This window comes from Pseudomonas rhizozeae, assembly GCF_031583775.1.
GTDB lineage: Bacteria > Pseudomonadota > Gammaproteobacteria > Pseudomonadales > Pseudomonadaceae > Aquipseudomonas.
Map to the genome: position 1 here is coordinate 39,649 of NZ_JAVLSB010000022.1, position 6,744 is coordinate 46,392.

Sequence of the window (6,744 nt, forward strand, 5' to 3'; positions counted from 1 at the left end):
GCGGTATGTCTGCTGACGACAATGTTGAGTGGGCCGGCGCCTTCGCGAGCAGGCTCGCAGGTATCAAATGTGGATCGCAGCCTCGGCGTACACCGCCACTCCACTGTGGGAGCGAGCCTGCTCGCGATGGCGATGTCACAGGCGCCATGATTGCGAGGTGTGTATGAAACCGGTGGTGATTGTCGGCGCCGGGCCGGCGGGGATTCGGGCGGCGCAGACCTTGGTGGCGCACGGGGTGCGGCCGATTTTGCTGGATGAAGCCGTGCGCGGCGGCGGGCAGATTTATCGGCGCCAGCCTGCCAATTTCAAGCGCTCCGCTGCCAGGCTCTACGGCTTCGAAGCGGCCAAGGCCAAGGCGCTGCACCAAACGCTCGACAGCTTGACCGAACAACTCGACTACCGCCCGGAGACCCTGGTGTGGAATGCCGAAGCCGGCGCCATCGACACCTTGCAACACAACCGCGCCACACGCCTCGAGTTCTCCCGGGTGATCGTCGCCACCGGCGCCACCGATCGCATCCTGCCGGTGCCCGGTTGGACCTTGCCCGGCGTCTATAGCCTCGGCGCAGCGCAGATCGCCCTGAAATTCCAAGGCTGCGCCATCGGCGAACGCGTGGTGTTCGCTGGCAGCGGCCCACTGCTGTATCTGGTCGCCTATCAATACGCCAAGGCCGGGGCGAAGGTCGTGGCGGTACTCGACAGTTCGGCCTTTGCGGCGCAGGTCCGCGCTACCGGCAAGCTGCTACGCCAACCGCTCACCCTGGCCAAAGGGGTCTACTACCGCGCGTGGCTCGCGGCCCATGGCATCCCGGTACATCAAGGCGCGACGCTGCTGAACATCGACGGCGCGGCGCGGGTGCAATCGCTGAACTGGCGCGATGCCCAGGGTGACCATCAACTCGCCTGCGACGCCGTCGCGTTCGCTCACGGTTTGCGCAGCGAAACCCAACTTGCCGACCTGCTTGGCTGTGAGTTCGACTGGGATGACTTGAATCGCGCCTGGCTACCGCGTCGCGACGGCGCCGGTCGCAGCAGCGTGGCCGCGGTGTATCTGGCGGGCGACGGCGCCGGCATCATGGGCGCCGACGCCGCAGAAATGGCTGGCGAACGCGCCGCGCTGGCCGTGCTGCAAGACATCGGCTACGTCATCGCACCGGACCGCGCCAACCGCCTCGAAGGGTCGTTGCAACGCATCGAGGGCTTTCGCCACGGCCTGGAGCAAGCCTTCGCCTTCCCGGAGGACTGGGCCACCGACGCCGACGACCAATTAATGCTGTGCCGCTGCGAAGAAGTCCGGGTCGGTGAATTGCGCCAGGTGGTGCGCGACGGCCATTGGGAAATCAACCGCGCCAAAGCCCATTGCCGGGTCGGCATGGGCCGCTGCCAGGGCCGCATGTGTGGCGCGGCCGCAGCGGAAATCATCGCCCGTGAGAGCGGCCGCCCGCTAAACGAAATCGGCCGGTTGCGCGCCCAGGCCCCGATCAAACCGCTGCCCTTCGGCGTGGAGGAAGCATGATCGAAGTCGACGCAGTGATTGTCGGTGGCGGCATCGTCGGGGCTTCGGCGGCGCTGTTTCTCAGCCAGGCCGGACAACGGGTGGCGTTGCTGGAACGGGACTTCTGTGGCTCGCACGCCAGCGGTGTGAATTACGGCGGCGTGCGCCGACAGGGTCGGCCGCTGTCGCAACTGCCGCTGTCGCAGCGCGCCCATGAACTCTGGGGCCAGTTGCCGCAACTGGTCGGCATCGATGGCGAGTACCAGCGCAGCGGGCATTTGAAACTGGCGCGCAGTGCCAGCGATTTCCAGGCATTGCAGGACTACGCTCAGCGCAGCCGCGGGTTTGGTCTGGGCTTGCAGTTGCTCGATCGGCAACAGTTGCACGCCCGTTTCCCATGGGTCGGCGAGGTCGCGGTCGGTGCCTCGTTGTGCCCGGACGACGGCCACGCCAATCCGCGTCTGGTGTCGCCGGCCTTCGCCCAAGCAGCGCGTCGACACGGCGCGCAGGTTTACGAACAAACGGCAGTCAGCCACGTCGAGCATGACGGCCAGCGCTTCCAGGTGCGCTGCGAATCCGGCCTGCAACTGCGCGCCCCGTGGTTGCTCAATTGTGCCGGCGCGTGGGCCGGTCACCTCGCGGCGCAATTTGGCGAAAGCGTGCCGATGTATTCCGGGCACCCGGCGATGCTGGTCACCGAACCGCTACCGCTGGTGATGGACGCCAGCACCGGGGTCGAGGGCGGCGGCATCTATGCGCGGCAAGTCGCCCGCGGCAACTGCGTGCTCGGCGGCGGCCAGGGGTTTGCCCTCGATGACGCCCGCGCTCGTCCCGGCCAGCATGCGGTGCTGGAAATCCTGCGCCAGGCAGTCGAGCTGTACCCGTTTCTCGACGGTGCCCACGCCATCCGCACCTGGAGCGGCACCGAAGGTTACCTGCCCGATCGCCAGCCGGTGATCGGGCCCAGTTCCACACAACCCGGCCTGTTGCACGCGTTCGGCTTTGCCGGCGCGGGTTTCCAGATCGGCCCGGCGGTGGGCCAGGCCCTCGCCGACATTGTTTGCAGTGGCGCCCCGTGGACGCCGCTGGATGCATTTTCCATCACCCGGTTTCACTCCATCTCCGTTGCTTGATAGAGGAAGGTCGCGCCAATGAACAGCATCAAACGCACTGCTCTGCTTGGGTTGTCCTGCCTGAGCGCCCTGCTTGCCAGCGCCCAGGCCAACGCCGAACCGACGCTTTACCTGGGCATGAACGGCGGCACCATGGAACGCCTGTATGCCGACAAGGTGCTGCCGCCATTCGAGAAAGCCAACAACGTCAAAGTAGTGATCGTGCCGGGCACCTCCGCTGACATCCTGGCCAAGGTCCAGGCCAGCAAAGACAACCCGCAGATGCACGTGATCTTCCTCGACGACGGGATCATGTACCGCGCGATTTCCATGGGCCTGTGCGACAAGCTGCAAGACAGCGAACCGCTGAAGCAAATCCCGGCCAAGGGCCGCATCAAGGACCAGGCCGTGGCAGTCAGCCTCGGCGTCACTGGCCTGGCCTACAACACGCGGCTATTCAAGGAAAAAGGCTGGGCCGCGCCGACCTCATGGATGGACATGGCCGACCCGCGCTTCAAGGACAAACTGGTGTTCCAGTCCATGGCCTCCTCGACCTTCGGCCTGCACGGTTTCCTGATGTTCAACCGCATCCAGGGCGGCAACGAAACCAACGTCGACCCGGGCTTCAAGGCCTGGCCGGACAGCGTCGGGCGTAACGTGCTGGAGTACATCCCGAGCTCGGCGAAAATCTCCGAAATGCTGCAAACCGACGAAGCTGCGCTGTTCCCGCTGACACCCACCCAAGTCACCGCGCTGAAGCTAAAAGGCATGGCCGTGGAATACGCGCAACCCAAGGAAGGCGCGGTGGTGCTGAACGTCGCCGAATGCGCGATCGCCAACAACAACCAGCCGGAACTGGCGCAGAAACTCGCGGCGTTTTTGCTCACGCCTGAGGCGCAAGCGGCGGCGCTGGAGGATGGCGACCAGATTCCGTCCAACCCTAATACCCCGACTACCGATAAAACTCGCGGCCAGGTTGAGGCGATGCAGAAATACCTGGAGACCGCGATTGCGATTGATTGGGATCAGGTCAACGAACAGCGCCCGGCGTGGAATGCGCGGTGGAATCGGAGTATTGAGCGCTAGCCCGGGGTCATTGAGTATTCCCATGCTTCGCATGGGAATACAGCGCTTTATGCTCTTGGTTTTGGGTGTATATCCGTTGCTGCGGTAACGGCTGCTTAGGGTTGCGCCCTTACGGCGCCTCACTTTTTTTTCAAACGCCAAAAAAAAGTAAGCAAAAAAAGGCTCGCCCCTGACGTCCGGCCCCTCGCCTAGGCTCGGCGTACCTTCGCTCCGGCATTCATCCGGGGGCATCGCCCTCCGGTTGGCTTCGCTGGCACCTACATGCGATGAGCATGACTGCGTCATGCGGCGCTGCGCGCCGATCCCCGGATAAACGCCTCCACTCAGCCTCCCGACGGGGCGGGTGGATCAAAAGCCATCGCGCGGCGAGCTGACACTCGACCGGCTGGATTGGCCGCAGTCGACACGGATGTAGGTGGTCGCTGCGAATGTACTCGATCCCTGTGGGAGCCTGGCTTGCCAGCGATGGCGGCCTGGCAGTTAGCCAATCACTTCCATATGTACTCCCAGCCTTTTTCATCATCAGTCCTACAAAACCAACACCTTCCAAAGAATCTTCCGACAGCTTTTGACGGTTGTCCCTCGGAAGTCGCATCGCTAGGCTTTGGTGGTCGCTGCTAAATCAGCGGCCGGGCGTCGCGGCTCGTTTTTCTGGTGCATAATCGCGCCACCTGACAGCAGCACATTAAGTGTCTGCCGTCTCGTGTTATGGCGACTGTGCGTGGGATACCTTCGGGTATGCCGAGTGCCAGATATCGGTCCGCGAACCCGCGTACAGCTGCCACCTTCGATTGCGTCGCGGCAATCAATGGCGGCTCCATTTCTTATCTGGAGTTTCACCATGTTCAAAGCAACCCCAAATCCCCCCGAGCCAGACGACGTCTCCCCGTACACCGCACTCGACTCAAAAAAACTCAACGACGCCGCCAACCGCGCGCTCGACCACTACCTCAATCCACCCGACGATCCCATTCCATCGCCGAAAAAAAACACCAGTTCGATGTTCATCATCGCCCCTAACGTCGACAACGAAAGCCTGCTGGCCCACGCCTGCGAAACCTTGGCCTCGCTCAACGTCATGACCAGCGACCTCGCGTTCACCCTTGACGGCCCAACCCGCAGCAGTGTGCTGGCGATACAGCAAATGGTCTCGCTGGTAGAACTGTCGGTGAACCGCGTGCTGGATCAAATCGACGCTGAGGATTCGCACGCTTAGGGCCGGCGCTGACTCAGAGTGGGAGCCGGGTGTATCTGCGAGTGTAGGTGGACTGGGAGGCCGCCATCGCTGGCAAGCCAGCTCCCACAGGGGATGAATACCTGCTCGGGAAACAGGTCGCCTGCCAGGTCGCCATCGCGAGCAAGCTCGTTCCCACAGGTATACCGATGTCCGCAACACTGGCGTAAACCTATCAGAATGAGTGTCAGCTCTCCGGGCTGTTGATCCACTCACTCCAAAGGGCGAAACCTATTCATCGTTACCGCTGCAACGGATATGTACGCAATTCAGAAGAAACCAAGGCATTTCCCGCTATCATGCCCACCTCCCCGCCCAACCGAGCCCTCATGAACACCCTCGCCCAACTGCGCGCCGGCCATCTCACCGGTATCACCCGCCTTGACCTGGCCGCCGGCCTCACCGAATTCCCCCGGGAAATTTTCGACTTGGCGGACTCCCTGGAAATCCTCAACCTCAGCGGCAACGCCCTGAGTCAGTTGCCGGATGACCTGCATCGCCTGGGCAAACTGCGCATCCTGTTCTGCTCCGACAACCAGTTCACCGAACTGCCCGAGTGCCTGGGCCAATGCGCGCAACTGACCATGGTCGGCTTCAAGGCCAATCGCATCACTACCGTCAGCGGCGCTGCATTGCCGCCGCTGTTGCGTTGGCTGATCCTGACCGACAACCGCATCGATCAGCTACCGACCGAACTGGGCGAACGCCCGTACTTGCAGAAGCTGATGCTGGCCGGCAATCGCCTGGCCGCCCTGCCGCCGAGCCTGGCCCAGTGTCATCGTCTGGAACTGATCCGCATCGCCGCCAACCGGCTGACGGAGTTGCCACAATGGCTGCTGACCCTGCCGAGCCTGACCTGGCTGGCCTACGCCGGCAATCCGCTGGAAACCGAAGCCGACGCCTCGGCCCTCGCCGCCACCCCGACGATTGCCTGGAGGCAATTGGCGCTGGAGCAATCATTGGGCGAAGGTGCGTCGGGGGTGATCTACCGTGCGCAGTGGCAGGCATTGAACACCGCGCCCGAGACTGTCGCGGTCAAACTCTACAAGGGCGAAATGACCAGCGACGGCTCGCCGCTGCACGAAATGAACGCCTGCATCACCGCCGGGCTGCACCCCAACCTGATCCCGATCAAAGGCCGGATCGTCGACCATCCCCAGCAACAGGCCGGGCTGGTGATGCAACTGATCGAACCGAGCTATCGCAACCTGGCCGGGCTGCCGAGCCTGGCGTCGTGCAGCCGCGATGTGTACGCCGATGACACGCGCTTCAGCGCCGACATCGCTTTGCGCTTAGCCCGCGGTATCGCCTCGGTCGGCGCCCATTTGCATCGCCAGGGCATCACCCATGGCGATCTGTATGGCCACAACATCCTCTGGAACGACCACGGCGATTGCCTGCTCGGCGACTTCGGCGCCGCGTCCTTCCACGCCACCGACGACACCCCGCAAACCCGCGCCCTGCAACGCCTCGAAGTGCGGGCGTTCGGCGTATTGCTGGGGGAATTGCTGGACCGCATCGACACCGGGCTCAGCCCCGAACAGCGCGCGGCACTGACTGAACTGCAACAGCGCTGCTGCCAGGCTGACGTGCTGGCTCGGCCTGCGTTTAGCGAAATAGAGAGCTTGTTGAAAGGCTGACCGCTGCGCGGTTATTCGCGAGCAGGCTCGCTCCCACAATTTGACTTGGGTAGGTCCAGACATTATTGGTTGGCTGTCAGGTCGCCATCGCTGGCAAGCCAGCTCCCACAGTTAATGTGGACATCCATAACACCGGAGTACACCCACCAGGCCGAGTGTCAGCTCGCCGCGCTTTTG

The 6,744-nt window shown here is 63.2% G+C and carries 5 protein-coding genes; all 5 read left to right on the forward strand.

Annotated elements, in window-relative coordinates:
• Positions 1 to 163: 163 nt before the first annotated feature.
• Positions 164 to 1,516 carry an FAD/NAD(P)-dependent oxidoreductase gene (locus RG836_RS07695; RefSeq protein WP_310844509.1) on the forward strand — a complete coding sequence of 451 codons (1,353 nt, stop codon included), beginning with the start codon at positions 164 to 166 and terminating at the stop codon, positions 1,514 to 1,516.
• Positions 1,513 to 2,628 carry an NAD(P)/FAD-dependent oxidoreductase gene (locus RG836_RS07700; protein WP_310844511.1) on the forward strand — a complete coding sequence of 372 codons (1,116 nt, stop codon included), beginning with the start codon at positions 1,513 to 1,515 and terminating at the stop codon, positions 2,626 to 2,628. The genes RG836_RS07695 and RG836_RS07700 overlap by 4 nt, the downstream gene beginning before the upstream one ends.
• An 18-nt stretch (positions 2,629 to 2,646) precedes the next feature.
• A complete protein-coding gene (locus RG836_RS07705; RefSeq protein ID WP_310844513.1) occupies positions 2,647 to 3,693 on the forward strand; it encodes an ABC transporter substrate-binding protein in 1,047 nt (348 codons plus the stop codon).
• Between the two features lie 841 nt (positions 3,694 to 4,534).
• A complete protein-coding gene (locus tag RG836_RS07710; protein ID WP_310844515.1) occupies positions 4,535 to 4,909 on the forward strand; it encodes a DUF6124 family protein in 375 nt (124 codons plus the stop codon).
• 347 nt (positions 4,910 to 5,256) lie between these two features.
• The gene (locus tag RG836_RS07715; protein WP_310844518.1) at positions 5,257 to 6,567 is read left to right on the forward strand and encodes a leucine-rich repeat-containing protein kinase family protein; all 1,311 of its coding nucleotides are present in this window, start codon (positions 5,257 to 5,259) and stop codon (positions 6,565 to 6,567) included.
• Positions 6,568 to 6,744 lie beyond the last annotated feature (177 nt).